Genomic DNA, 26231 nt, shown 5'->3' with positions numbered 1-26231 from the left:
ATAGGTGGGCAAAATTTGGTTCCCCCTTCTCGCCTGTAATATTGCAGCATCTTCGCACTTCCACGAGACATTGCGACTTAATAAGAAGGTGATAAGCCCAACATAAGCACATGGGCTGACCATGGTTTTATATTCATTAAAACACTTTGTTATAACCAATTGATTTAATATCAATAATTTATTGTTGGTTCGGGTTTGTTGTGACTATGGCATTATTTCCGAGCAAAGGAGTTGATATGTCTGAAAGACATTTCCCTGATGACCAGAGCAGTACTATCGATCCATATTTAATTACCTCGGTTTGCCAGACTCTGGCAGAACAAGGTGCTGCATTACAAAACTTGTCCAAACAGTTGGATTCCACTCAGTACCAGCGTGCTCTTGAATTGATAATTAATTGTAAAGGACACGTTATTCTTTCGGGAATGGGTAAATCAGGGCATGTTGGTCGAAAAATGTCTGCGACTCTGGCCTCTACGGGTACGCCGAGTTTCTTTATTCATCCCGCAGAAGCTTTCCATGGCGATCTGGGCATGATTACGCCTTATGATCTTCTGATCCTTATTTCTGCCAGCGGCGAAACAGATGAAATCCTCAAGCTCGTCCCGTCACTGAAGAATTTCGGCAACCGAATTATCGCCATTACCAATAATGGAAATTCCACGCTGGCGAAAAATGCCGATGCCGTGCTGGAACTCCACATGGCGAATGAAACCTGCCCGAATAATCTTGCACCAACAACGTCCACTACGCTTACCATGGCGATCGGCGATGCGTTGGCGATTGCCATGATCCACCAACGCAAATTTATGCCGAATGATTTTGCGCGCTATCACCCGGGCGGTTCATTAGGCCGTCGCCTGCTGACCCGCGTTGCGGATGTCATGCAACATGATGTCCCTTCGGTTCATCTGGATGCACCCTTTAAAACGGTGATTCAACGTATCACCAGCGGTTGCCAGGGAATGGTGATGGTAGAAGACGCAGAAGGCGAGCTGGCGGGCATTATCACCGACGGTGACCTGCGTCGCTTTATGGAAAAAGAAGATTCTCTGACATCCGCCACGGCGGCGCAGATGATGACGCGTGAACCGCTGACGTTGCCAGAAGAAACCATGATCATCGAAGCGGAAGAAAAGATGCAAAAACACCGCGTCTCGACGTTATTGGTGACCAACAAGACGAACAAAGTCACTGGTCTTGTGCGCATTTTCGACTAATTAAGCAACAGGGCGCGAGAGTTAAGTCTCTCATTGAATTTGCGCCCCACTGAAACTCTGATAATCGTTACATGTTGATAAAAGTGAAGTCAGCCGTATCCTGGATGCGTGCTCGTTTGTCTGCCATCTCACTGGCAGATATCCAAAAACACCTGGCGAAAATCATCATTCTGGCACCGATGGCGGTGCTGCTGATCTATCTGGCTATCTTCAGCCAGCCTCGCTATATGAGCGAGTCGAAAGTCGCCATTAAACGCTCAGATGATTTAAACAGTGGCAGCTTAAATTTTGGTCTGCTGTTGGGTGCCTCTAACCCGAGTTCCGCAGAGGATGCGTTATATCTGAAAGAGTACATCAACTCTCCAGATATGCTGGCAGCGTTAGATAAGCAACTGAATTTTCGCGAAGCGTTTAGCCACAGCGGGCTCGATTTTCTTAATCATCTTAGCAAGGATGAAACCGCAGAAGGCTTCCTGAAGTACTACAAGGACCGTATCAACGTTTCGTATGACGATAAAACCGGATTGCTCAATATTCAGACGCAGGGCTTTAGCCCGGAGTTTGCGCTTAAGTTTAACCAGACCGTGCTGAAAGAGTCAGAGCGCTTTATCAATGAGATGTCACATCGCATTGCGCGTGACCAGCTTGCCTTTGCGGAAACGGAAATGGAAAAGGCACGCCAGCGTCTGGACGCCAGCAAAGCGGAACTGCTCTCTTATCAGGACAACAACAACGTTCTGGATCCGCAGGCACAGGCACAGGCAGCGAGCACGTTAGTGAATACGCTGATGGGCCAGAAGATCCAGATGGAAGCGGACCTGCGGAACTTGCTGACGTATCTGCGCGAGGACGCCCCGCAAGTTGTGAGTGCGCGTAATGCGATTCAGTCATTGCAGGCACAAATCGATGAAGAAAAAAGCAAAATCACAGCGCCACAGGGTGACAAGTTAAACCGTATGGCGGTGGATTTTGAAGAAATCAAATCAAAAGTAGAGTTCAACACCGAGCTCTACAAACTGACGCTGACCTCCATTGAAAAGACCCGTGTAGAAGCGGCTCGTAAGCTCAAGGTGCTGTCTGTGATCAGTTCGCCACAGTTGCCGCAGGAATCCTCTTTTCCAAACATCCCTTATTTGATCGCCTGTTGGTTACTGGTGTGCTGCCTGCTGTTCGGCACCCTGAAACTGTTGCTGGCTGTTATTGAAGATCACCGAGATTAACGCTGTCGCTGAATGAGTTTGTGATGAAATTATTTAAATCAATTTTACTGATTGCCGCCTGTCACGCGGCGCAGGCCAGCGCGGCCATTGATATTAACGCTGACCCAAACCTGACAGGAGCCGCACCACTGCCCGGTATTCTGAGCGGACAAAAGTCGGATACGCAAAACATGAGCGGCTTCGACAATACCCCGCCGCCCGCACCGCCGGTGGTAATGAGCCGTATGTTTGGTGCTCAACTTTTCAACGGCACCAGCGCGGATAGCGGTGCGACGGTAGGATTCAACCCTGACTATATTCTGAATCCGGGCGATAGCATTCAGGTTCGCTTGTGGGGTGCGTTCACCTTTGATGGTGCGTTACAGGTTGATCCCAAAGGTAATATTTTCCTGCCGAACGTTGGTCCGGTGAAAGTTGCTGGCGTCAGTAATAGTCAGTTAAATACCCTGGTCACATCCAAAGTGAAGGAAGTGTACCAGTCCAACGTCAACGTCTACGCCTCCTTATTACAGGCGCAGCCAGTAAAAGTGTACGTGACCGGATTTGTGCGTAATCCTGGTCTGTATGGTGGTGTGACGTCTGATTCGTTACTCAATTATCTGATCAAGGCTGGCGGCGTTGATCCAGAGCGCGGAAGTTACGTTGATATTGTGGTCAAGCGCAGCAACCGCGTGCGCTCCAACGTCAACCTGTACGACTTCCTGCTGAACGGCAAACTGGGGCTTTCGCAGTTCGCCGATGGTGACACCATCATCGTCGGGCCGCGTCAGCATACTTTCAGCGTTCAGGGCGATGTCTTTAACAGCTACGACTTTGAGTTCCGCGAAAGCAGCATTCCCGTAACGGAAGCGTTGAGCTGGGCGCGCCCTAAGCCTGGCGCGACTCACATTACGATTATGCGTAAACAGGGACTGCAAAAACGTAGCGAATACTATCCGATAAGCTCAGCGCCAGGCCGTATGTTGCAAAATGGCGATACCTTAATCGTCAGCACTGACCGCTATGCCGGCACCATTCAGGTGCGGGTTGAAGGCGCGCACTCTGGTGAACATGCCATGGTGCTGCCTTATGGCTCCACCATGCGTGCGGTTCTGGAAAAAGTCCGCCCGAACAGCATGTCGCAGATGAACGCGGTTCAGCTTTATCGCCCATCAGTGGCCCAGCGGCAGAAAGAGATGCTGAATCTCTCGCTGCAAAAGCTGGAGGAAGCATCTCTTTCCGCCCAGTCCTCCACCAAAGAAGAAGCCAGCCTGCGAATGCAGGAAGCGCAACTGATCAGCCGCTTTGTGGCGAAAGCGCGCACCGTGGTTCCGAAAGGTGAAGTGATCCTCAACGAATCCAATATTGATTCTGTTCTGCTTGAAGATGGCGACGTCATCAATATTCCGGAGAAAACATCGCTGGTTATGGTTCATGGCGAGGTGCTGTTCCCGAACGCGGTGAGCTGGCAGAAGGGAATGACCACCGAGGATTACATCGAGAAATGCGGTGGCCTGACGCAAAAATCGGGTAACGCCAGAATTATCGTCATTCGTCAGAACGGTGCAGCCGTCAACGCGGAAGATGTGGATTCACTCAAGCCGGGCGATGAGATTATGGTTCTGCCGAAATATGAATCGAAAAACATTGAAGTTACCCGTGGTATTTCCACCATCCTCTATCAGCTGGCGGTGGGTGCAAAAGTGATTCTGTCTTTGTAAGGAATTGAAATGAGCAAAGCAGTTATTGTCATTCCGGCCCGCTACGGCTCCTCGCGCCTGCCGGGTAAGCCACTGCTCGATATTGTTGGCAAACCGATGATCCAGCATGTTTACGAGCGTGCGTTACAGGTGGCGGGCGTTGCGGAAGTTTGGGTGGCAACAGACGACCCGCGCGTTGAACAGGCCGTGCAGGCGTTTGGTGGGAAAGCCATCATGACGCGCAACGATCATGAATCCGGCACCGATCGGCTGGTCGAAGTGATGCATAAAGTCGAGGCAGATATCTACATTAACCTGCAGGGCGACGAACCCATGATTCGCCCGCAGGATGTAGAAACGCTGCTGCAAGGAATGCGTGACGATCCCGCGTTGCCGGTGGCAACGCTATGCCACGCGATTTCTGCCGAAGAAGCGACTGAACCCAGCACGGTAAAAGTGGTTGTGAATACCCGCCAGGATGCACTTTATTTCAGCCGTTCGCCGATTCCGTATCCGCGTAATGCTGAAAAAGCGCGCTACCTGAAACACGTCGGTATTTACGCTTATCGTCGCGATGTGCTGCAAAACTACAGTCAATTGCCAGAGTCCATGCCGGAGCAGGCGGAATCACTGGAGCAGCTACGGTTGATGAACGCGGGGATCAACATTCGCACATTTGAGGTTGCCGCAACCGGTCCGGGCGTCGACACCCCGGCATGCCTTGAAAAGGTGCGCGCCCTGATGGCACAGGAACTGGCTGAAAACGCATGATTGGCATTTACTCGCCTGGCATCTGGCGTATTCCGCATCTGGAGAAATTTCTGGCGCAACCGTGCCAGAAACTTTCTCTGCTGCGTCCTGTTCCGCAAAACGTCGATGCTATCGCCGTGTGGGGGCATCGCCCCAGCGCGGCGAAACCAGTCGCCATCGCCAAAGCAGCGGGAAAACCCATCATTCGTCTGGAAGATGGATTTGTGCGTTCGCTGGATCTTGGCGTCAATGGCGCGCCGCCGCTTTCTTTGGTGGTGGACGACTCCGGCATTTACTACGATGCCAGCAAGCCTTCGGCGCTGGAGAAACTGGTACAGGATAAAGCCGGAAATGCGGCATTGGCTGATCAGGCCAGAGAAGCGATGCACACCATCGTGACCGATGATTTGTCGAAATATAACCTGGCGCCTGCGTTTGTGGCTGATGAGTCAGAACGTACAAACATCGTTCTGGTTGTCGATCAGACATTTAATGATATGTCAGTGACGTATGGCAATGCTGGCCCGCATGAGTTTGCTGCCATGCTGGAAGCCGCGATGGCGGAAAATCCTCAAGCCGAAATTTGGGTGAAGGTGCACCCAGATGTACTTGAAGGAAAGAAAACAGGTTATTTCGCCGATCTGCGCGCCACGCAACGAGTACGTTTGATTGCCGAGAATGTCAGCCCGCAGTCGCTGTTGCGACACGTTTCCCGGGTTTACGTCGTGACCTCCCAATACGGCTTTGAAGCCTTGCTGGCAGGAAAACCAGTGACATGCTTCGGTCAGCCCTGGTATGCAGGCTGGGGCTTAACCGACGATCGTCATCCGCAATCCGCTTTGTTATCTGCCCGACGCGGTTCTGCCACGCGGGAAGAACTTTTTGCCGCAGCATACCTGCGTTACTGTCGCTATATCGACCCGCAAACGGGGGCCGCGAGCGATCTGTTTACCGTGCTGCAATGGCTACAATTACAGCGCAGCCATCAGCAACAGCGTAATGGCTATTTATGGGCGCCAGGCTTAACGCTGTGGAAGTCGGCGATCCTGAAACCTTTCTTGCGAACAGCGACAAACCGACTGAGTTTTACACGTCGCTGTACTGCCGCCACCGCTTGCGTGGTATGGGGTGTAAAAGGAGAACAGCAATGGCAGGCCGAAGCGCAGCGAAAATCACTGCCATTATGGCGAATGGAAGATGGTTTTCTGCGTTCATCCGGGCTTGGCTCTGACCTGTTACCGCCGCTATCGTTAGTGCTGGATAAACGCGGGATCTACTATGACGCCACGCGCCCCAGCGACCTGGAAGAGCTGCTTAACCATAGCCAGCTAACGCTGGCGCAGCAGATGCGGGCTGAGAAGTTACAGCAACGCCTGGTTGAAAGCAAACTGAGCAAGTACAACCTGGGGGCCGATTTCTCTCTGCCTGCCGAGTCCAAAGGTAAAAAAATCATCCTGGTACCGGGTCAGGTAGAGGACGATGCATCTATTAAAACAGGCACTGTCTCGATTAAGAGCAACCTTGAGTTATTACGCACAGTACGCGAGCGTAATCCGCACGCCTACATTATTTATAAACCGCACCCGGATGTACTGGTGGGGAATCGCAAGGGCGATATTCCGGCAGAACTGATTGCTGAAATTGCTGATTATCAGGCACTGGACGCAGATATTATTCAATGCATTCAGCGCGCAGATGAAGTGCACACCATGACATCATTGTCCGGGTTTGAAGCGTTATTACATGGCAAACAAGTTCATTGTTACGGCCTGCCCTTCTATGCCGGTTGGGGTTTAACCGTTGATGAACATCACTGCCCGCGCCGCGAGCGCAGATTAACGCTAGCAGACTTGATCTATCAGGCGTTGATTGTTTATCCAACCTATATCCACCCAACACGACTACAACCTATTACGGTTGAGGAAGCTGCGGAATATTTAATCCAGACGCCGCGCAAGCCGATGTTTATTACCCGAAAAAAAGCGGGGCGGGTAATACGCTATTACCGCAAATTAATTATGTTCTGCAAGGTCAGATTTGGCTAAACAATTTCATAGTTGACTATTACGCAAATTATTTATGCAAGACAACGCACTAACCATTTTATTATCGGGTAAAAAATATCTGCTATTGCAGGGACCGATGGGACCTTTTTTCAATGACGTCGCCGAATGGTTAGAGTCATTAGGCCGTAACGCTGTGAATGTTGTCTTCAACGGTGGGGATCGTTTTTACTGCCGCCATCGACAATACCTAGCTTACTACCAAACGCCGAAAGAGTTTCCCGGTTGGTTGCGAGATCTCCACCGACAATATGACTTTGATACCATCCTCTGCTTTGGTGACTGCCGCCCATTGCACAAAGAAGCAAAACGGTGGGCAAAGTCGAAAGGCATCCGCTTTCTGGCATTTGAAGAAGGATATTTACGCCCGCAATTTATAACCGTGGAAGAAGGCGGAGTGAACGCATATTCATCGCTACCGCGCGATCCAGATTTTTATCGTAAGTTGCCAGATATGCCTGCGCCGCACGTTGAGAATTTAAAACCTTCAACGATGAAACGTATTGGCCATGCGATGTGGTATTACCTGATGGGTTGGCATTACCGTCATGAGTTCCCTCGCTACCGCCACCACAAATCGTTTTCCCCCTGGTATGAGGCTCGTTGCTGGGTTCGTGCATACTGGCGCAAGCAACTTTACAAGGTAACACAGCGTAAGGTATTGCCGAGGTTAATGAACGAGCTGGACCAGCGTTATTATCTTGCCGTTTTGCAGGTGTATAACGATAGCCAGATTCGCAACCACAGCAATTATAACGATGTGCGTGACTATATTAATGAAGTCATGTACTCATTTTCACGTAAAGCGCCTAAAGAAAGTTATTTGGTGATCAAACATCATCCGATGGATCGTGGTCACAGACTCTATCGACCATTAATTAAGCGGTTGAGTAAGGAATATGGCTTAGGTGAGCGAGTCATATACGTGCACGATCTCCCGATGCCGGAATTATTACGCCACGCAAAAGCGGTGGTGACGATTAACAGTACGGCGGGGATCTCTGCACTGATTCATAACAAACCACTCAAAGTGATGGGCAATGCCCTGTACGACATCAAGGGCTTGACGTATCAAGGGCATTTGCACCAGTTCTGGCAGGCCGATTTTAAACCGGATATGAAACTGTTTAAGAAGTTTCGAGGGTATTTATTGGTGAAGACGCAGGTTAATGGGGTTTATTATGGGGAGATGATTTTTAACAAGATAAAACTGGATAAATATATTCAGAGCTTGTCGTGTCAAGTATGAAATATAATAATAAACAACACAAAACAATTATTAAAATGATGCCATTTTAATGTTACAAATATAAACAACAACCATCCACAAGCCAAGTTAAAAATCCAAGATGTAATTTTGTTATTATCTATAAATGATACAAGTATAATCTATACACCAATCAATTATTTTTGTAGAAATTTTATTTTATTAGTATTCACACGAAAATATGACGAAGTTATTAGCATTACACATTTATAATCATCAAATATGAAAATATTGTTACTATCATCACTCATCAATAAGTTTATCTAAAGGAATATAATATAATTGAGCAAATCTTTTTTTATGATCCCCAAAAGCATACATGATAACCAATGATTTTGATTTGCGATCAATAGCTAAACCTTCAGGTTCCCAATGTTTTTCTTTGCCACTGTTAAGAGAATCTTTTTTCCCTACTGTTACATTATTAAACTTTCTTACAAGCTCTCCTTTTAACGTGTAAATATAGATTCTTTTGTTTTCTCTATTCCCTCCCCCACTCAACAAATATATATATTTATTATCAGCGGTAATGGCTTGCAGTACATAATTATCATTGGTTAAACCTGCATCGATAAACCATTCTATATTTTGTTCTGATGAAATATCACTCTCGATTCGAAAGTTAACTTCTTCACTATTATAGACTCTTAATAAGTCTCTACCATTCAACTTACTTCTTACTATTAAATATTTAGCATCTAAGGTTAAAACAGGCATTGTACTAACACGAGTATTATATGGTCTATCGAATACTTTTGTAAATTTCATATCATACGGAAACGCTTGCTGCTGATATTTAAAGTGCGTGATAAACCATCCCTTGTAACTAAATGCATCACCAGCCGAAGAAACTAAATACCCATTGCTATAATCAAAAGTTAAACCTTGATGACCTATAAAATCCGTAGGATTCTGAAAAGAACAAGCCGTAATTTTATTAGATTCGTCAACAAGCAAAAAATGATTTACAACTCCTTTTTCTGGTTTCCCTGTTACATGTAGTGTGTATAGACCATCAGTTTTATCATCAATCACAAGACCTTGAGTAACGTTATTCTTACCTTTCCCCAACCGATGTAGCTTTATTTTTTTAAATATATAATTATCATCTATAATAACATCTTTATCAGAAGTGATGCTTGCCTTAACATTAAAACACAACAATAACAACAACAAGAGATATAAATTCTTAATCGCATTCATAAAAAATAATCATCATCCTGACAACAAGAATATTTTAATATATTGACTCTAGGAGTTTTGTCTTTATTTTCTTATCTTCATGCACATAATTACATAGCCATTGTATTCTCTCAGAATATGTTTTATGTTTTAACGTAGGCAGGGAATAAGATATCATGTAATCAATTATATCATTAGGGCATGATGGAATACTTGAATTACACACCACCTTATCAAATAAAATATTCTTATAAAACGGCAGCATTCTTTTGGGGATATGTATTCTTTCCGCCTTGTTTTCTTTTAGCACTACGCTACATGGAATTCTTCGAGAGTGAAACTGTACCTCCATAGCAGAAATATCAGTAATTGCAAATGAAACGCCGATATTTTCTACCTTTTTTTTTCTGCCTTTCCAAAAAACAAAATAATAATATTGTCGCACAAATCCATCCTCTACCAAGAAAACAGTTAAATTTGATCTCAAAAAAAAAATCAATGCATTCATTCAAATAATATCGATACTTTGCATCTCTATGTCCTAAATTAGGATGAGGTTGTATAAAAATTTTTTTAATGTTATTTTTTTTACAGAATTTATCTATGTTTTTTGCGATAGACATACTAATCGAGCAATAATTTTCTTCCGGAACTCCACCCTCCCATGTAGGGGCATAGACAAGACTATGCGAATTTGATTCGTATTTAAAAATATTGCTACCGATAAAAGTATCGCCTAATTTTAGCACTTTCCCATTGTTGATATCGTACTGAGTGAATATACCTGATTTCAAATATCTATCAACTCCAACATCACCTGATGTAATTACATAGTCGTAGATTCTAATAATTGGTTTAACAGAGGCTAGCTTATGACTCTCGCCGTGAGTTACAAAAACATGGATAAGATCTCTATTGGCTACGACACGACAATTGGACTGTGCATTAAACAAATAAAATACAATCCTTCCCTTGATAAAGGATAGATCTGAATTTTTTTTAATAAACTTAAACGTTATATTATGTTTATTAAATACCTCGACAGCTAAATGTTCTATTTCCTTATAATATTTACAAAAAACACTAATACAATCCTTGTTATTAAATACTTGTGATTGAAAGTAACGAATAAGTTGCTCAAATGCACCTTTTATCTTTGTATCTATATATATATAATATAGGCTATTATTGGACATAATGTATGCCCCTTGTATTTATTGTCATATTAATATCTATTTATTTATGATATCTCACAGGGTTTAATATTTTATAAATGTTATTAAAAAGACCAGCAGGTTTATCTTTAACAATTATAAAAACACAAACCAATAACTATTGGTGCAATTTATCTGGAGCAATGCTATTTAAAATCTCATTCTTAATAAAAAAATGTAGTAAAATCTTGTAAAAAAAATAAATTTATAATGCTTTATGGAAAACCTAAATGAAATATACATTCATCCATTTTTTGTTAAGAATATTAAATTACAGATCGTTTATTACAATAACTAAAACTCAAAAACAGTCATGTTATAAGTAAAACATTGATAATTACATGCTATATTAGGCCATGATAAATAAACATAATTTAAATAAGGTAGTAGCATAATGAAATTTATAGTACTAATCATTTTTGTTTAATTAATAACTTTAATGATTAATCATTTATGATTACTATCTGTAAAATGATTATTAGCCACTACCTGTGATATAGCGTTTGTTAATTGCCCACCGGTTAATTAACACCCGTATAATTCTCTATCAATTACAAATCATCTTCCATCTTTACGGATATCAACAATAAGCCCTGTTCTGTTTGAGCCTAACACTTTAAGGCTTGTAAGGGCAACATCTTTGGGGTCAAGAAGCAAGTCGCTTGGTTCAACGCCAAAATTCGATGTTCTCATCGGTGTTGCAGTTCTTTCTGGATTAATACAATTAACTTTTATGTTGTCTGAGGTCCATTCTTCTGCAATTGCTTGGGTAAAGTTTACAATTGCAGCCTTCGAAGATGAATAAAGAGCATAATAAGAACGTCCACGAGTATACGAACTTGATGTAAAATTCAATAGCATCCCTGAAGATTTTTTTAAATATTTTTTTGCAGCGATAGCTATATTAACAGCGCCAACATAATTAATGCCTATTAGAGAATTCACTTCATTAAATGTAAGTGCATCAATTGGTTTCTTTATCAAAACACCAGCTGTATTTATTATATAATCGATTGATCCCAACTTTTCATTAACATTATTAAGGAAGTGTTCTATATTCTCGATATTAGCAATATCAACATTATTGAAAGAACGACTTGCAACTTCAACATTTGCGCCTAATAAAATTGCCTCCTTTTGTATTTCCAATCCAATACCACTGTTCCCACCAAAGATGACAATATTTTTCCCTTTAATAAAACTTAAATCATCACCTGTAGAAAAAGATATTTTATTCGCTTCCTGAAGTAATTTTTCTGCGATAAAAAGATCAATAGGTTGTGTTACTTTCATATTTGCTTCAGTCCCCATGACTGTAGCAACCCGGACACCAGGTACCATTGATCGAACAACACCACAATCACACGTAAAACTAAACCGCTTTTCAGCAATTGCACGTTGATATGCCAATTTTATTGTTCCTAACTTAAATGCTTGTGGTGTTTGGCCCCTCCGCATTAGTGCGCGATTTGGTATATTAGAAATACATCCGTCATCATAGACCTCGACTAAGGTATCTGCCGATGGAATAACAACATCTACAGCCTCAAAAATTTTCAGAGATTCGATACAATTACTAATTATTGTCTCATCGATTAATGGTCTTACAGCATCATGGAAAAGGATATTGCAATTATCGTCTTCGCCTTCCAAGCCTTGTAACGCTGAATATGTTGAATCAAATCGCTCCTTCCCTCCATTAAAAATTTTTGTAACTTTATTCCATTGGTTTTTCTTCACATAATCCCATGTCAGTTCAGTGTAATTTGGTTGTGAAACTATAATAATTTCATCAATTAACTCTGTTCTTTCGAAAGCATCGATAGTATATTCTATAACTGCTCTTCCTGCTAACTTTGTAAACTGCTTTGGTAAGGTTCCTCCAAATCTCGCACCTGAACCACCAGAAAGAATAACAGCAATATTTTTCATATTAAACCACCTTATTTTTATTGAATGACAAATTCACGTTTATTTTCTTTTTCTGAAACAGTTGAACTTATTCTCTTAAGTTCATTTAAAAATGCATCGTTTACTGTTTCATTTACACTCAAAAGATAATCTAATGCTTTATATCTGGCTTCAGCTAGATGATCATTCCCATTAATAATTATGTTTTCTATTAGTTGCATCAACTGCTCTATATTTGAAAAGGTGTATGCATAATCAGAATAATGCATATCACTTCCAGAAGTAATCACATTACGATCTTCAGGAATATAAATAAAAATTGGAGATAATGAAGATATACATTCACTTACTACAGCTGAAATATCACAAATAAACAAATCACTGTTAACAACCAAGTTGGGTATCGGTTCTGACTTGTTAGCAATTGAAAGCATGCAAGAACGATCTATGAAACTATTTTGTAATGCATCTTGGATCGTTTCTAATGTTTTATCTCGTGAGCCTGTAAGTGGATGGTATTTAGCTACTATTTTACAATTAAGTTTTTGTTGTAATTCAGAGAGAAATATAGGTGACAATCTAGCTGATGAATAATTATTCTCCTCAAAAGCACCTTCCCATGTTGGAAAGTAAGTTAGTGTTTTAATAATATGTTCTGTCACATTATTATTACTAACAGATTGTTTTACAATTTGCTTTAAGGAAGGACGCCCTACTTTAACAAACTTTATATGTTCTACATTGAATCCTGCATTTTTAAATCTATCAATATGTGCCTGCCCTGCTACCCAAATTTCATCATACACCCTAAAAAACTTATGCGCACTTGCTGCTTTATCACTATCGCCATGTCCTAAAAATATATGTTGGTAAATATTATATCTTAGAGTATGAATCAAATTACCAGTATTAGAAAGATAGTAAATTGCTTTAAGATATGGTAACTGATTCAGAACCTGTTCCACTGCGATGGCTGACTTTGCATACACAATATCCACATTGGGATATTTTGTAATAGCCCAATTATAAAGATTAATGTCTCTAATTAATAATGCAAACCTTTCATTTGAGGATATAAATTCACCGATCCATTGTTCAATATGAAATGAACAATTTATACCTTCTCCCGTATGTATCAAGTGGTTTATTTTTGTAAACAGCCTAATATTTGTTGTAATCATTTTAGGTTCATTTTTAGCTAAGTTATTAGTAATGTTTTTTTTCTTATCTTTTTCAGCCAACTTAGGTGTTTTTGAAACAATATTGACTTTTTCTGATTTATCAGGTTGTTTTTTATTATTTGAGTCTTTTATTGTATCCCCACGTCTTTTCTTAATCATATCTCTGAAGAACATATCAGGCTTTGTTACTAACTTGCTTAACTTTGACAAGCTCCAACTCCTTTTCAAAAACAATTAATGATTTAAAATATGAATGCATAAAATATTTTTATCTTAAGATGTGACATCTAATAAAAACACCATTACATTTTACATTTTTTTGCTCAACAAAGGCATACTCATCTTATTTTACTATACACAATTAAAGTGTATTTTTATAATATATAAGATAAATGCTTTAGATCGATTTTGTAATAACTCTTTTTTACATCATCAATATATGACTTATGGTAATGGATTTAATATACCTTCACACCTATACTCATCTATCCCCTCCTGAACATCCTCATAAAAACTAACCGCATTATCATCCTTAAACACAATCGCCACATCACAAAACTCTTTCAATGAATTCAAGCTATGTGAAACCATTAAAAAACTAGATTCTTTATGCCTTTCTTTAAACAATTGAGCGCACTTTTCTTTAAACCTGGCATCACCGACTGCGGTTACTTCATCGACGATATAATAATCAAACTTAAATGCCATACTTAAACCAAAGCCCAGGCGAGATCGCATACCTGAGGAGTAAGTTTTAATCGGCATATCAAAGTACTTACCGAGTTCGGCAAATTCTTCAACAAACTCAATTTTCTCTTTCAGTTCTTCTTGCTTCGCGTATAACCGCGCAACAAATTTTACGTTTTCGCGTCCGGTTAAACTTCCCTGAAATCCACCTGCAAGGCCGACTGGCCATGATATCGTTTTATTGGTGATGATCTTTCCGCTATCGGGGCGGTCAATGCCACCAATCATTCTCAGTAACGTTGATTTACCCGCACCATTACGACCAATAAAGGCGACACTTTTTCCTGAAGGGATTTCGATGTTTAAATCCTTAAAGACATAATGTCGACCCGTTGGCGTGCGATATGACTTCGTCAAATTCTCAATCTTAATCATGATGTCAGCATTGCCTCTTCACGCGTTCGGTATAACGCCAGACCGATGAACAGGGTGACCAGAGTGAACATTGCCAGGTAGTTCAGACTCACGCCTTCGCTGATATAGCCAGGCATAACTGCCTCGCGGCTTAACTCTACGACATGCACTAATGGGTTCCAGAGTAGATATGACCAGTATTGCTTTGGAATCGAGTGTAGAGGGAACATGATGCAGGAGATGAAATACAGCGGCTTAAGCAGTATCGGCAGGACCTTTTGCATTTCAGGGAAGGTTTTGCCAACGACCATGAATATTAAGCCGACGCCACATGAAAGAATGATCAGCAGACTCCAGGTAAGCACAAGTTGTAAAAAGTTTGTTATTTCGTAATATTCGCCTGCCATCCAGACGATAAGCATGAGCAATATATAAACAGCAACGTAAATCAGTGTCTCAAGCAGTGCGCGCGCAATGATCGTATCGATGGGTTTTACTGGTCGATAATTAAACAAACCCTGATTCGCTTCAATAGCACCTACAGAACGATTGCTGATACTGCTAAAGATAAAAAAGGGAATCAGGCCATTAAGTAAAAACACCGGGAATGAGATGTCTGGCATCGTGCGGTGCATAATGTAACCAAAAATGCCCAACAGTATCAGCAAATGCGCAGAGGGTTCGAGAATCGCCCACAGATATCCCAGACGGAACTTACCAAAGCGTGTTCGTATTTCTCGTAGAAATAATGCCTCTACGGTGACTTTCTGGACTTCAAATCCACTTCTTGCCATTTGGTGATGTGATCCTATTCTCTTCAGGTATGCTACCGCCCCTGGCTTAACAGCTACCAATACACTGGAGGTAATACTTGTTTGTAACTGGATAAAATTCAGTCAGACGGTTTGACCTTTTTAATAGCCGCAAACAATTTCAGCAGAAATTATTTCCACAGGGATAAATAGATCTATTTCCGTCTCGTTTCTTCTAATCCATTCTTCAGGCATGAATGTATTCGGTCTTCTGGTAATTTCAGAAAACTGGCCATTTCAGAATGTAGAGTTAATTTCTCAGGAAATTATTTCTACCTCTTTTTGCTTAACCAATATGGCTTGAAAAAGACGTAAAGCAGCATGCGTTCTGAATTACTCCGGAACACACTTATTCAAAATGGGCTGCTAATTTCGCAAGAAATTATTTTTTACTATTACTGTTAACTACTTGATTATAATACCACCTATGAATTTTATGCGTAGCAACACCTGCAATCTGTCTCAAACCAGAACGCATGCGATTGATTACCAATAAATTGTTTAGCGAGAAACTATTTCCCTATTTAAAATTCACTCATGTACTTCTCATTTATATCTACAGCACCCTCTTCACAGCCATATTTGTGATTTATATCACATTTAAATGGTGTTATTTAAGTCGCATCAATAATCCCGGAAGTAATTATTTTCGTCGATTAAAATATACATCTTGATTATTTTGTGTATTTATTTTAACCAGCGTTACAGCCAGCATTATCCCTCGGTAGATATACCTGAGCAGACTTTTCCTAAAATCGACGAATAGTTTCTTGGGAAATTATTATACTATTTGAAATTCCCTCTCTGATTATCTCCAGGAATTTTACTAATTTCCAGGCTACACAAAATACAGATCACACAAGAATTATCCTATATGTTTTGGCCTATCAATTGTTACTCAATGATTTATTGCAACTATTAATAATCATAATGTGTCAAAACACTTAAGCATCTTTACAGTCTGTGAAAGGTGTCTATTCACAAGGGCTACATAGTGAAAAACGAATTCCTACAGTATTGTCGAACATTCCGTGGCGGCCTGGAAGGAGAGTGCATTCTTGCTACATCAGAACTCAGCCCGGTGAGCGGGTTTGACAGTTCCGCACTCACCATTGGGCTAAGGGTTATCAGGTGGGGTTAAGGAAATGGCAATACCTACCCCCGCCCAAACTCCAGTCGCTGCACGTTCACCATTCCAGCCTTTTCACCTGCACTGACATCAATTTGTGTCACCCGCAGCGCATACTTTTCATCCAGCGCGTTTAACCAGTTCAGCAGGTCATGAAACACCACCGGTTCTATCCAGACCTGAATATTCTCCCCGCGCTCGGCTATCCGCTTGATGACCACGGAGTGCACGGAAGCACTGTCACTGATGACCCGCGATACCTGTGCAGGCGTTGTCGTGGCGGATTTTCGCGCCGCAATAATATCCGGCGCGGCGCTCTTCATCCGGGAGTTCATCGCCACCAGCTGTTGCAACATCGTCTCCTGTTGCTCTATCCGTTCGCTCAAAGGCTGCCAGATGAGGACGTAATATCCGGCGCTAAACAGGAACACTGCCGCTGCCAGCAACATGCCTTTTTCACGCGGCGAACGCCCCGCCAGGTGCTGTGCCAGCCAGTGTTCGCCACGGCTTAACTGGCGTTCACGCCATTGCTGAAAATAGTGAATAAATTTATCGCGTAACATGTTATTTCCTCCGCAACGTTACGCCGCCGGAAACCGCCTCACCCTCTTTCTGTAACGCGTCCTGTTGCACAACATAATCTGCCGCCAGTGCGCTACGCAGTTTGTCGAAACTGGCAAAGTTCGCAGCCCGCAGCTGGAGGTGAAGAGTCTGCCGTTTTTGATCAAAGGTGAAACCACGCATCTCAATGTCGGTAAGTGACGCTGATTTCAGGGTACTGGCAATCGCTGACAATTCTGCGAGCAGCCGGGTATCGTCGGCCTGCGGGCGATATTTTTTCAGCGCCATCGTCACCTGAGAGCGTAAATTCACAATCCGCTTCTGCTCCGGGAACAACGTTAAGAACTGTTTCTCGGCCTGGGCGCGGCTTTGCGCCACCTGTTCGTTGACGCTCCATAATGTCACGCCCCGTTCCACTGCCAGCGCAACCAGAATCAGCAATATCGGCAGAATCATCACTCGCCAGCGCGCCCACTGTTTTCGGTAGCTGACACGAGGCTGCCACGGCCCTGTCAGCAAGTTCCCTTCTGGTTCGCCGCAGGTGGTAATGGCGGGCAGAGGCGTAACGGTCAGGCGTTCGGCCTCCGCGCCAGCCCATGCAGATAGCTCTTCCGGTGCAATACCGACCACGGTTAGCGAAAGCGGTAAATCCTGCTCATTGAGCTGGGCGCGGAACATGACCGGAGCCAGCGCCAGCCCGGCGCTCCATCCCCGGCATTCATCAATGCGGCATATAACCCGTTGCGCATCGCCAACCATAAATCCACAAGGAATAGACATCCAGTCTGGCGCGACGGTAGCGCGGGTGATGCCGTTTTCCTGCAACCACTGCGTAATGTTGCGCATATGCTGTTGGTGAATCACTGCCACGGTTGCCAGTTGCTGGTCGATTTTCAACGGGGCGAAATGCAGTTCGTCGATATCCTGATTCAGCTCTTCTTCCAGTAAGGCGGGCAGAATAGTCGGTATCTGCTTGCGGGCGACATCAGGCAGTTCAACCTGCCAGACGCTGATCCATTCGCCGGGAATGTAGAGGCGAATCGCATCAGTTTGCAGCCATTGCTGAAGTTGTTCATCGCCGATTTCAGGCCAGATGCCGTGCTCCACGTCGGGTGTACGGCGCTGCCAGCGGATGGGAGCAGCGGCGCAAAGCGGGAAAAAAATCTCAAGGATGGAACTCACTCACTTTCTCCTGTCTGATGCCAGAGAACAGAAAAGTGTTGTGGGCCCATGCGGACAATTAACGAGTTCATCGTCAGTTCAATCTCATTCACGGTGATATCTGAACGCAGCCAGAAGTAATTGCTGTCCACGCTCAGGACGGTTTTTAGCTGTTTTTTAGTACGCTCATCGACGTCAGCAAGTAGCGGCTGTGCAAGAAACTGATCGACATCTTCCCAGCCCTTCGCCGGACGTTGTTGTAATAACGCCCGCGCCTGAACAGGGCTTAACCACGGGTCAAACAGCGCCTCAAGAATCACACTTTGCGTGACGTCCAGGGTGTTGATGTTGATTTTCTGGCGGGTCATCGGTAGCGCACAGACCAGCGGTTTCAGTTTTTGATAAAGCTCTGCGTCCATTCCCTGTACCACGCGCATCTCACTGATATCCGCCAGCGGTTGATTGGCGGCGTAGAACGGCACCGAGCGGGCGAGATACTCACTGTCTTCACGCCCCAGACGCGTCTGCACGCTGCGGTCCTCGTCAATAAACTCCCACAGGCTTTCGGCTATCAGTTCGGCCCGATAAGCAGGCACATCCAGGCGCGAGATCAGGGCAATCAGTTGTTGCACTGCGAGCGGACGCGACGCCGTTGTCGGCTGAGCAAGGGCATTCAGGTTAAAGCAGGCCTGTGCGTCACGCAGAGTGACAGCGATTTGCCCCTGCGGCAGTGGGAAAAAACGAGGACCAGAAGCCCACGGCTGTGCCAGATGCACGCGTTGTTCATTTTTCAGGCTCAGACTGAGCGCACTCAGCGCCAGGCTTTCCGCACTGGCGCTGTACCACAGCGCCTGCTGATACTCCTGCTGGCTGCGCGTTCGCCCAAGTTGTTGCTGCATCCGCCCGGAAAGTGTGATGGTTACCAGCATCATAACTGCCAGCAATACCAGCACCACGACCAGTGCCATTCCGCGTTTTGGTGGTGAGATGATCATGATAATTGCGGCCCGCGTAACAACCAGATGCGTTCAATATCGCCCCATTGCGGCGAATGCAGGGTCATACGCACCGCCACGGGGATCGCCTGAAGTGATGACCAGGTTTCCTGCCAGCGCGTGCCGTCGTAGAACTGCAAACGGAGCGAATCCGCCGGAATCAATTTTTGCGTTGTTGGCTTCACGCTGCCTGCTGCATCGGTCAGCGGCCAGGATAACCGTTCGAGATAACCGTCATGAATGCGGTAACCGACGGTGAGCAGATTACTGCGCGGCAGGCGCATCAACGGATTAACCACGCCGCCGCGCACAAAGCGCATCCCTTCACTCTCAGACGCCAGCACGCCAGCGCCAGCCAGTAACGCTGGTTCACGCTGGCCCTGCTCGCCTCTTACCGGACGCGGCAGCATTTGTGTCAGATCGTGGTTTAAAAAACTCATCGTTTGCTGCATGAGGTTTAGTTTTTTATCGTGTCCGGCGACGGCGCTATTCACGCGCGTGACGCCGTTTGTCACCTGCTGCGCCATCAGTGCCAGTGAGGCAAAAATGGCGATTGCCACCAGCATTTCCAGTAACGTGAAACCAGCGCGAGTCCTTCTCACTGTTGGCCTCCCACGGCGCTAAACCAGGCGCGTCGTGACTGAATCACTGGCGAAAAGTCTTCATGAAGGCTGACTTCAATATCCACTGCCTGGAGCAGCGCGTTGCCGGTATTCAACGGTGTGGTTCGCCAGTACCAGCGGCTTCCTGCCATATCGCTCTCGCCCTGGTGCCTGACCGCTCGTTGTTCACGGGTCATCAGGTAAAGCAGCGCGGTCTGGTTTTCAGCCACCCAGCCCGCTACCGTTTTTTCCTCAAGAATTTGCTGATTACTCAGCGCACCGCTGGCAATCTGTAACACCGCCGTGGCAGCCAGCGCAAAAATCGCCAGCGCGAGCATCACTTCCAGCAAGGTAAATCCGCGCTTCATGGCATCCTTTCATCACATTGATTGAGGGATAACGCGCCATCGTGCGCCAGTTTTACCGCCCAACATGCGTTTTGCGCCGCCGAGTAGAAGCGCAGCGTAAACGCCGTGGCGGGTTCAAAAGGCGAAAAACGGATCTGCGGCGTCTTCTTTTTCGCCTCTTTTTGCAGCTCCAGTTCAATATCGTGCAGCGTCAGGCGGCGACGTTGCAGCTCCAGCGCATACTCCTTCTGCCAGATATCACTTCCGGGTTGTAACAGCATCTGCACCTGTTTCGGCACCGTAACCTGTGCCGATAACCGGGTCGCAGAAACGGGCAACCACTGCCCCTGACGACGCTGCATAAACTGGTATCCCGGCGGGTCGATTAGCACACCGAGTGTTTGCCCTTCGATCACTGCCCTGTCCTTAAACTGCGCAAAGCGAGTCAGAAAATCCTGCGCCGCTTTTTTCGCAGGCGGCTCCGAATCGGTCGCAAACGTCTGTACCACGCCCGCACTGGCAAGGCCGATAAGGAAAATCACCAGCATGATTTCCAGAAGTGTGAATCCGCGTTCAGGCACTGCTTACTGAAACTCCTGCAAATTCCAGTTACCGATATCTGCGCCAGCGCCTTCCCCGTTTTCCTGACCATCCGCCCCCAGGGTATAAACATCAAACAGTCCTTTTTCACCCGGGCTGAGATACTGATAATCATTGCCCCACGGATCCTTTGGCAGTCGTTTGATGTATCCACCGGTACGGTAGTTGCGGGAATCCGCCATATTGGCTGGCTGCTGGATCAGCGCCTCAAGCCCCTGCTCGGTAGTCGGATAACGCCCGTTATCCAGTCGGTACATATCCAGCGCGTTTTCCAGCGCCACGATATCGCTGATGGCTTTTTGCCGATCCGCTTTCTCTTTGTTGCCCAACAGGTTAGGCACCACCAGACTTGCCAGGACGCCAAGAATAACAATCACTACCATCACTTCCAGCAGGGTAAAACCTGCCCGTGGTTTTTGTGTGCGGGATAACGAATTCATGTGATAACTCCGTAAATTACATTCCAACCATATTGTTCAGTTGCAGCATCGGCTCGAGGATGGCGATGACGATAAACAGCACCACGCCCGCCATCATCACCACCAGCGCAGGCTCAAACAGCCCCAACGCCAGCCCCACCTGGGTATCAAATTCCCGTTCCTGGTTAACTGCGGCCTGTTCAAGCATGGTTTCCAGCTCGCCGCTCTGTTCGCCGGAGGCGATCATGTACAGCATCATCGGCGGGAACAGGCGCAACTCCGCCAGCGCAGCGCGCAGACTGCTTCCTTCGCGGACGCGATCTGCCGCCAGCAGTAGTTGTTGCTCGACATAGCGATTTGCCGACACAGCGGCAGCGGTCTGAATACCTTCCAGCAGCGGAACACTGCTGGCGGTGAGGATGCTTAACGTGCGGGAAAAACGCGCCGTATTCAGTCCGCGCGCAACACGCCCCGTCACGGGCAGGCGCAGCACGGTTTTGTCCCAGCGCAGGCGCATAGCAGGATTTTTGAGTAGCCGTTGCCCCAGCACCAGAAGCCCCAGCAAACCCGCCAGCCAGTAAACGCCGCTGGCCTGTAACGCGTCGCTCATGGCAATAAGCGTGCGGGTAGAGGCGGGCAGCGCGTGTCCGAGATGATCAAACTGTTCGATAATTTTCGGCACTACCGCCGTCAGCAAAATAGTGACCACGCCCGTTGCCACCATCAGCAATACCAGCGGATAGAGCATGGCCTGCAGCAGGCGTGATTTCAGGCGCTGGCGTTGTTCGGTGTAATCTGCCAGGCGATTGAGCACCACATCGAGATGCCCGGATTTTTCTCCGGCAGCAACCATCGAGCAAAACAGAGAATCAAAGACGCGGGGATGTTCGCGCAGGCTGTCCGACAGGGTATAACCTTCCTGAATCCGGCTGCGCAGCGCCATTCCGAGGCTTTTCACATGCAGTTTTTCACTTTGCTCACTGACCGCCTGCAAGCAGGTTTCCAGCGGCATTGCTGCCTGCACCAGCGTTGCCAGTTGGCGCGTGAACAGCGCCAGATCTGCCGCCGCCACGCGTCGATGTGCATGTCGCCGACGCTGCAACATTCCCCCTGTAGAAGCATTCATCCGGGCTTCAATGTTCACAGGGATAAGCTCTTTAGCGCGCAACAACTGGCGGGCATGACGCGCGGAATCCGCCTCAATCATGCCTTTGGTTTTGCGACCATTACGCTCCAGCGCCTGATAGTAAAACAGTGCCATTACGCCTCCATGGTTACCCGCAGAACTTCATCGAGAGAGGTTTCTCCGGCGAGCACTTTCTCAATGCCGTTGCTGCGAATACCCGCAGAGTGTTGCCGGACATAACGTTCCAGCTCCAGTTCCCCGGCCTGACGGTGGATCAAATCACGCAATGTGGCGTCCACCACGATCAGCTCATGGATGGCAGTACGTCCGCGAAAACCTTTGTGATTACAGGCGGGGCAGCCCTGCGGATGGTACAGCGTGACGGTACGCGCATCGGTAATCCCCAGCAGGCGTTTTTCTTCGTCGGTGGCAGGCGCGGGCTGGCGGCAGTCGGGACACAGCGTGCGAACCAGTCGCTGCGCCATCACGCCCGTCAGACTGGAAGAGAGCAGGAAAGGCTCGACGCCCATATCCTGCAAACGCGTAATCGCCCCCACCGCCGTGTTGGTATGCAGGGTTGAAAGTACCAGGTGTCCGGTCAATGACGCCTGGACGGCGATTTCTGCGGTTTCGGTATCGCGGATTTCACCGACCATCACCACATCCGGGTCCTGACGCAAAATCGCGCGCAGCCCACGGGCGAAGGTCATACCGACGCGGGTGTTGACCTGCGTCTGACCGATCCCTTCAATCATGTATTCGATGGGGTCTTCAACCGTGAGAATGTTGCGCGAGTGGTTGTTCAGCTCCTGCAATCCGGCGTACAGCGTGGTGCTTTTGCCGGAACCTGTCGGCCCCGTCACCAGAAAAATGCCGTGCGGTTTGTGCAGTAGCTGGCGCAACTGCACGGTCAGTTGCTGACTCAACCCCAGACGCTCCAGCGTCAGGCGGGCCTGGTTTTTGTCCAGCAGTCGCAGCACCACGCGCTCGCCCCAGGCAGAGGGCATAGTGGAGACACGCACGTCAATCGCCCGACCGCCCAGCAGCAGCGCAATACGTCCATCCTGCGGTACGCGCTTTTCGGCGATATCCAGCCGCGCCATCACCTTGATACGCGATACCAGCAGCGAGGCCAGTTTGCGCCCCGGGCGCAGCATTTCATGTAATGTGCCGTCAACGCGAAAACGGATCACCAGACTCTTTTCAAATGTCTCGATGTGAATATCCGAAGCGCCTTCTTTAATCGCCTCTGCCAGCATGGCGTTGATCAGTTTGATGATCGGCGCATCGTCGTCACTTTCCAGCAGATCTTCCGTTTCTGGCAGTTCTTCAGCGAGGGTAAAGAAGTCTTCGGCGGAACCGAGATCTTCCATCAGCTGGCGGGCCTCGGAAGAGTCCCGCTGCCAGACCGCATTCAGCCGCTGTTCAAATTCGGCCTCGTCGATTTGCCGCAGCGTAAAGGGCGCGTTCAGCCCCCGTTGCAGCTCCTGCAACACAGAGAGCGACAACGGATGAACATGGAGGATCTCCAGCGACGCTTCGCACCATGCCACCAGGCTAAACCGACGGCTGAAACTGTAGGGCAGACGCACGGTGTTAGCGGTGGTTTCCTGTGCTACAGGCACCATTAACGCGTTCTCCCGGCATTAAGGAACGCGCGAACTTCCGGCGGTAGAGCCTGATTTTGCGCAGGCAGTACCGGCTGCGCGGTGTGCGGCATCAGGCTTAAGCCTTGCTCATCGCGATAGATCTGCTCGGCGCGCATATAGTTATATTTGCGCTGCGACACGCCGTCTGCCGCCATACCGTCACGCAGAATGGTCGGGCGGATAAACACCATCAGGTTACGTTTTTCTTTTTTATCCGCCGTGGATTTAAACAGGTTACCAATCAATGGGATATCGCCCAGCAGCGGCACTTTCGCCACGCTTTCTCCCGCCTGGTCGTCCATCAGACCGCCAAGCACAATCAGCTCACCATCGTTAGCCAGCACGGTAGTTTTCAGTTTGCGCTCACCAAACACGACGTCGAGGCTGGTCTGTCCTTCCACCTTCGAGACTTCCTGCTCAATCACCATCTGTACCGCGTTACCTTCGTTAATCTGCGGCGTGACTTTCAGCATGATGCCGACTTTTTTCCTCTCTACCGTATTGAAAGGATTGCTGTTATTGGAACCAACGGTAGAGCCGGTTAATACCGGAACGTCCTGGCCCACCATGAAGAAGGCTTCCTGGTTGTCCAGCGTGGTGATGCTCGGCGTGGAGAGAACGTTCGAGCTGGAGTCGTTTTTAACCGCCTGTACCAGCGCCATCCAGTCGCCTTTCACCACGCCAACCGCGGTACCGCTAAAGCCGGAAAGTAGCTGGGCGAGCGTGGAGAGATCGCCGTTGGTGTCCGGGTTAATGGTGGTAGCGCCGTTTTCGCTGATCACCGTGGAGCCTTTCTGCGGTTTCGCCTGAGAAATCGCCGCCCCCAGCGTGCCGATAGGGATCTGCGTACCGTTAGCAAACTGCATTAATCCAGCATCTTTCGACGCCCACTGCACGCCGAAGTTGATATTGCTGCCTTCGGCAACTTCCACGATCAACGCCTCGACATGCACCTGAGCACGGCGAATATCCAGTTGTTCAATCACGCTTTGCAGCGACTGCATGATGTCCTGCGGCGCGGTAACAATCAGGGCATTACTGTGTTTGCTGGCGGCGATGGAGACAACCTCACGCCCGCTACCGACCGTGCCTTCCGCCTCTTCTTTAGCCGCCGTGAGCGTGCCGCTGACCTGCTTCAGCACATCGACCAGATCTTCGGCTTTGCTGTATTTGAGATAGAAAACCTGGCTGTTGCCGCTGCGCTCCATTTCTGAGTCCAGCCGACGGATCAGGCGGCGCATTTTGTCTCGCGTGGCGGGGTCACCGCTGACAATCACACTGTTGGTGCGTTCGTCGGCGACAATCTGTGATTTCAGCGTTGCAGGCTGGTTCTCGCCGCTGTTTTTGGTCAGGCTTTCCAGCACGCGGGCAATTTCCGAGGCCGAGGCGTTATCCAGCGGGATCACCTCTTCGGTGCGGTTTCCTGCGTGATCCACGCGCTGGATCACTTCCGTCAGGCGCTCCACGACTGAAGCGCGTCCGGTAAGCATAATCACGTTGGAGGGATCGTAATTGACGACGTTGCCAGACCCCGCACTGTCAATCATCTGGCGCAGAATCGGCGCCAGTTCGCGTACTGACACATTACGTACCGGCACTACTTTGGTGACCATTTCATCGCCCGCGTAGTTGTCGCTGCCTTCACCGACCAGCGGCAGCGGCTCGACTTTCGCGGCACTGGATTTCACCACCTTCAGCACGTCGTTTTCCATCGGTACGACGGCATACCCCTGTGCTTCCAGCAGGTTAAGGAATAGCTGGTAATACTGACGTTCATTGAGCGGGGTCATGGTGCGAATACTCACTTTCCCCTGAACGCCCGGCCCCATAATGATGGTCTTATTAAGGTTAGCGCCGACGGTTTCGATGAACGATTTCAGGTCGGTATCTTTAAAATTAGCGGTGAAAGTGGCTTCTTCCGCCCAGACCGGTGAACTGCATAATGCCGCTGCCAGCACCAGCGGCAGTAAACGCTTTTTTGTTTTGAGGCCAGTTGTCTTCTTACGCCAGACCGACAACGTAATATCACGCCAAAACACGAT

At 47.0% G+C, this 26231-nt stretch carries 22 protein-coding genes; 6 read left to right on the top strand and 16 right to left on the bottom strand.

Annotation, left to right across the window (positions count from 1 at the left end):
* The first annotated feature begins 236 nt into the window (after positions 1-236).
* From D9597_RS19280 to D9597_RS19255, 6 genes are all read left to right on the top strand, one after another.
* Positions 237-1220, top strand: coding sequence for a KpsF/GutQ family sugar-phosphate isomerase (locus tag D9597_RS19280; RefSeq protein ID WP_130224039.1), 984 nt, complete (start codon positions 237-239; stop codon positions 1218-1220).
* 71 nt (positions 1221-1291) lie between these two features.
* Positions 1292-2440, top strand: coding sequence for a capsule polysaccharide export inner-membrane protein KpsE (locus tag D9597_RS19275; protein WP_000905920.1), 1149 nt, complete (start codon positions 1292-1294; stop codon positions 2438-2440).
* A gap of 23 nt (positions 2441-2463) precedes the next feature.
* Positions 2464-4140, top strand: coding sequence for a polysaccharide biosynthesis/export family protein (locus tag D9597_RS19270; protein ID WP_130224037.1), 1677 nt, complete (start codon positions 2464-2466; stop codon positions 4138-4140).
* A gap of 9 nt (positions 4141-4149) precedes the next feature.
* Positions 4150-4890 (top strand): 3-deoxy-manno-octulosonate cytidylyltransferase, encoded by a 741-nt coding sequence (gene kdsB, locus D9597_RS19265; RefSeq protein ID WP_130224035.1) that lies wholly within the window; start codon positions 4150-4152, stop codon positions 4888-4890.
* Positions 4887-6914 carry a capsular polysaccharide biosynthesis protein gene (locus D9597_RS19260; protein ID WP_130224033.1) on the top strand — a complete coding sequence of 676 codons (2028 nt, stop codon included), beginning with the start codon at positions 4887-4889 and terminating at the stop codon, positions 6912-6914. The genes kdsB and D9597_RS19260 overlap by 4 nt, the downstream gene beginning before the upstream one ends.
* Positions 6915-6948: 34 nt before the next feature.
* A complete protein-coding gene (locus D9597_RS19255; RefSeq protein WP_130224031.1) occupies positions 6949-8181 on the top strand; it encodes a capsular biosynthesis protein in 1233 nt (410 codons plus the stop codon).
* 261 nt (positions 8182-8442) lie between these two features.
* Here the strand turns inward: D9597_RS19255 and D9597_RS19250 are convergent, their stop codons facing one another.
* From D9597_RS19250 to gspD, 16 genes are all read right to left on the bottom strand, one after another.
* The gene (locus D9597_RS19250; protein WP_130224029.1) at positions 8443-9402 is read right to left on the bottom strand and encodes a hypothetical protein; all 960 of its coding nucleotides are present in this window, start codon (positions 9400-9402) and stop codon (positions 8443-8445) included.
* A gap of 341 nt (positions 9403-9743) precedes the next feature.
* Positions 9744-10577: a hypothetical protein gene (locus D9597_RS19245; protein WP_240780442.1), complete on the bottom strand. Its 834-nt coding sequence runs from the start codon at positions 10575-10577 to the stop codon at positions 9744-9746.
* 576 nt (positions 10578-11153) lie between these two features.
* Positions 11154-12527 (bottom strand): bifunctional cytidylyltransferase/SDR family oxidoreductase, encoded by a 1374-nt coding sequence (locus D9597_RS19240; RefSeq protein WP_000789018.1) that lies wholly within the window; start codon positions 12525-12527, stop codon positions 11154-11156.
* 17 nt (positions 12528-12544) lie between these two features.
* The gene (locus D9597_RS19235; protein ID WP_240780441.1) at positions 12545-13897 is read right to left on the bottom strand and encodes a CDP-glycerol glycerophosphotransferase family protein; all 1353 of its coding nucleotides are present in this window, start codon (positions 13895-13897) and stop codon (positions 12545-12547) included.
* 234 nt (positions 13898-14131) lie between these two features.
* The gene (locus D9597_RS19230; RefSeq protein WP_130224027.1) at positions 14132-14809 is read right to left on the bottom strand and encodes an ABC transporter ATP-binding protein; all 678 of its coding nucleotides are present in this window, start codon (positions 14807-14809) and stop codon (positions 14132-14134) included.
* Positions 14806-15582 (bottom strand): ABC transporter permease, encoded by a 777-nt coding sequence (locus D9597_RS19225; RefSeq protein ID WP_130224025.1) that lies wholly within the window; start codon positions 15580-15582, stop codon positions 14806-14808. The genes D9597_RS19230 and D9597_RS19225 overlap by 4 nt, the downstream gene beginning before the upstream one ends.
* 1173 nt (positions 15583-16755) lie before the next feature.
* Complete coding sequence (yghD, locus tag D9597_RS19220; RefSeq protein WP_130224023.1) at positions 16756-17292, bottom strand: GspM family type II secretion system protein YghD; 537 nt, start codon at positions 17290-17292, stop codon at positions 16756-16758.
* Position 17293: 1 nt separating this feature from the next.
* Entirely contained in the window at positions 17294-18472 is a 1179-nt protein-coding gene (gspL, locus tag D9597_RS19215) for a type II secretion system protein GspL (RefSeq protein WP_130224021.1), read from the bottom strand.
* Entirely contained in the window at positions 18469-19446 is a 978-nt protein-coding gene (gene gspK / locus D9597_RS19210; RefSeq protein ID WP_130224019.1) for a type II secretion system minor pseudopilin GspK, read from the bottom strand. The genes gspL and gspK overlap by 4 nt, the downstream gene beginning before the upstream one ends.
* Entirely contained in the window at positions 19443-20048 is a 606-nt protein-coding gene (gspJ, locus tag D9597_RS19205; protein WP_130224017.1) for a type II secretion system minor pseudopilin GspJ, read from the bottom strand. Before gspJ ends, gspK begins: the two co-directional genes overlap by 4 nt.
* Positions 20045-20416, bottom strand: a complete 372-nt coding sequence (gene gspI / locus D9597_RS19200) for a type II secretion system minor pseudopilin GspI (protein ID WP_000820118.1) — start codon at positions 20414-20416, stop codon at positions 20045-20047. The genes gspJ and gspI overlap by 4 nt, the downstream gene beginning before the upstream one ends.
* On the bottom strand, positions 20413-20976 hold the full coding sequence (gspH, locus tag D9597_RS19195; RefSeq protein WP_130224015.1) for a type II secretion system minor pseudopilin GspH: 564 nt from the start codon (positions 20974-20976) through the stop codon (positions 20413-20415). The genes gspI and gspH overlap by 4 nt, the downstream gene beginning before the upstream one ends.
* 3 nt (positions 20977-20979) lie before the next feature.
* Positions 20980-21435 (bottom strand): type II secretion system major pseudopilin GspG, encoded by a 456-nt coding sequence (gspG, locus tag D9597_RS19190; RefSeq protein WP_001087296.1) that lies wholly within the window; start codon positions 21433-21435, stop codon positions 20980-20982.
* Between the two features lie 16 nt (positions 21436-21451).
* Entirely contained in the window at positions 21452-22675 is a 1224-nt protein-coding gene (gspF, locus tag D9597_RS19185; protein ID WP_130224013.1) for a type II secretion system inner membrane protein GspF, read from the bottom strand.
* On the bottom strand, positions 22675-24168 hold the full coding sequence (gspE, locus tag D9597_RS19180; protein ID WP_000249356.1) for a type II secretion system ATPase GspE: 1494 nt from the start codon (positions 24166-24168) through the stop codon (positions 22675-22677). Before gspE ends, gspF begins: the two co-directional genes overlap by 1 nt.
* Positions 24168-26228: a type II secretion system secretin GspD gene (gene gspD, locus D9597_RS19175; RefSeq protein WP_000498829.1), complete on the bottom strand. Its 2061-nt coding sequence runs from the start codon at positions 26226-26228 to the stop codon at positions 24168-24170. Before gspD ends, gspE begins: the two co-directional genes overlap by 1 nt.
* Positions 26229-26231: the final 3 nt, after the last annotated feature.

This window comes from Escherichia sp. E13S3, assembly GCF_004212325.1.
Lineage (GTDB): Bacteria > Pseudomonadota > Gammaproteobacteria > Enterobacterales > Enterobacteriaceae > Escherichia.
Note: the sequence above shows the minus strand (reverse complement) of the source record. Positions and strands in the feature narration are given on the sequence as shown.

What these genes read in the sequence shown, in the direction of transcription:
- D9597_RS19280 (WP_130224039.1), top strand. Translation starts at nt 237, where the DNA reads ATGTCTGAAAGACATTTCCCTGATGACCAGAGCAGTACTATCGATCCA.
- D9597_RS19275 (WP_000905920.1), top strand. Translation starts at nt 1,292, where the DNA reads ATGTTGATAAAAGTGAAGTCAGCCGTATCCTGGATGCGTGCTCGTTTG.
- D9597_RS19270 (WP_130224037.1), top strand. Translation starts at nt 2,464, where the DNA reads ATGAAATTATTTAAATCAATTTTACTGATTGCCGCCTGTCACGCGGCG.
- kdsB (WP_130224035.1), top strand. Translation starts at nt 4,150, where the DNA reads ATGAGCAAAGCAGTTATTGTCATTCCGGCCCGCTACGGCTCCTCGCGC.
- D9597_RS19260 (WP_130224033.1), top strand. Translation starts at nt 4,887, where the DNA reads ATGATTGGCATTTACTCGCCTGGCATCTGGCGTATTCCGCATCTGGAG.
- D9597_RS19255 (WP_130224031.1), top strand. Translation starts at nt 6,949, where the DNA reads ATGCAAGACAACGCACTAACCATTTTATTATCGGGTAAAAAATATCTG.
- D9597_RS19250 (WP_130224029.1), bottom strand. Translation starts at nt 9,402, where the DNA reads ATGAATGCGATTAAGAATTTATATCTCTTGTTGTTGTTATTGTTGTGT.
- D9597_RS19245 (WP_240780442.1), bottom strand. Translation starts at nt 10,577, where the DNA reads ATGTCCAATAATAGCCTATATTATATATATATAGATACAAAGATAAAA.
- D9597_RS19240 (WP_000789018.1), bottom strand. Translation starts at nt 12,527, where the DNA reads ATGAAAAATATTGCTGTTATTCTTTCTGGTGGTTCAGGTGCGAGATTT.
- D9597_RS19230 (WP_130224027.1), bottom strand. Translation starts at nt 14,809, where the DNA reads ATGATTAAGATTGAGAATTTGACGAAGTCATATCGCACGCCAACGGGT.
- D9597_RS19225 (WP_130224025.1), bottom strand. Translation starts at nt 15,582, where the DNA reads ATGGCAAGAAGTGGATTTGAAGTCCAGAAAGTCACCGTAGAGGCATTA.
- yghD (WP_130224023.1), bottom strand. Translation starts at nt 17,292, where the DNA reads ATGTTACGCGATAAATTTATTCACTATTTTCAGCAATGGCGTGAACGC.
- gspK (WP_130224019.1), bottom strand. Translation starts at nt 19,446, where the DNA reads ATGATCATCTCACCACCAAAACGCGGAATGGCACTGGTCGTGGTGCTG.
- gspI (WP_000820118.1), bottom strand. Translation starts at nt 20,416, where the DNA reads ATGAAGCGCGGATTTACCTTGCTGGAAGTGATGCTCGCGCTGGCGATT.
- gspG (WP_001087296.1), bottom strand. Translation starts at nt 21,435, where the DNA reads ATGAATTCGTTATCCCGCACACAAAAACCACGGGCAGGTTTTACCCTG.
- gspF (WP_130224013.1), bottom strand. Translation starts at nt 22,675, where the DNA reads ATGGCACTGTTTTACTATCAGGCGCTGGAGCGTAATGGTCGCAAAACC.
- gspE (WP_000249356.1), bottom strand. Translation starts at nt 24,168, where the DNA reads ATGGTGCCTGTAGCACAGGAAACCACCGCTAACACCGTGCGTCTGCCC.